The sequence below is a fragment of the Mesorhizobium sp. M7A.F.Ca.CA.001.08.2.1 genome (assembly GCF_003998455.1).
In the GTDB taxonomy this organism is placed as follows: Bacteria; Pseudomonadota; Alphaproteobacteria; order Rhizobiales; family Rhizobiaceae; genus Mesorhizobium; species Mesorhizobium ciceri.
Window position 1 is genome coordinate 1 of sequence record NZ_RZPW01001471.1, and the last position, 448, is coordinate 448.

General features: G+C 62.5%; 2 pseudogenes. Both read left to right on the top strand.

The annotated features are described in order from the left end of the window. A pseudogene (locus EN914_RS38910) lies at positions 1 to 181 on the top strand (hypothetical protein); the annotation flags it as partial. Positions 182 to 235: 54 nt separating this feature from the next. Further along, positions 236 to 448 (top strand): annotated as a pseudogene (locus EN914_RS38045) (lytic transglycosylase domain-containing protein); the annotation flags it as partial.

Below are 448 nucleotides of genomic sequence, written 5' to 3' on the forward strand. Positions count from 1 at the left end.
CAGCACTGTTTCTAACACTGCGTGGCCGGCCGTGATCGAAGCTGTCGTGACCATGATGCGTTCCTTCCCGCAAAGTGGCGAAATCCGGGATTCGTCCCAGTACATATCCGGAACAATATGGCATCGCCGCCTGCGTCTCGCCACCCGAAAACCACCTGATCGCCCCGATTGCCCGGCCTGAATCGCTGGTGTAAGGGATTTCTTAACAACCCGACAAACCGGACCCGAGCGCGGCTTGCCAGCAAAACTCAACCTTATCGCGATCGGCGTGATCCTGGCCGCCGCCGGCATCAGCGGCTGCACGTCGACCTCGCAGATGAAGTCCGCGCCTGCTCTCACCGAAACAGCGACCGCCGCCGGCGCTGATGCCGGCTTCACCGTGCCTCTGCCGGAGACGGTTTCGGTGCTGCCGGAATCATCGGGGATCGCCCCCGTTCAGACGGCCGAG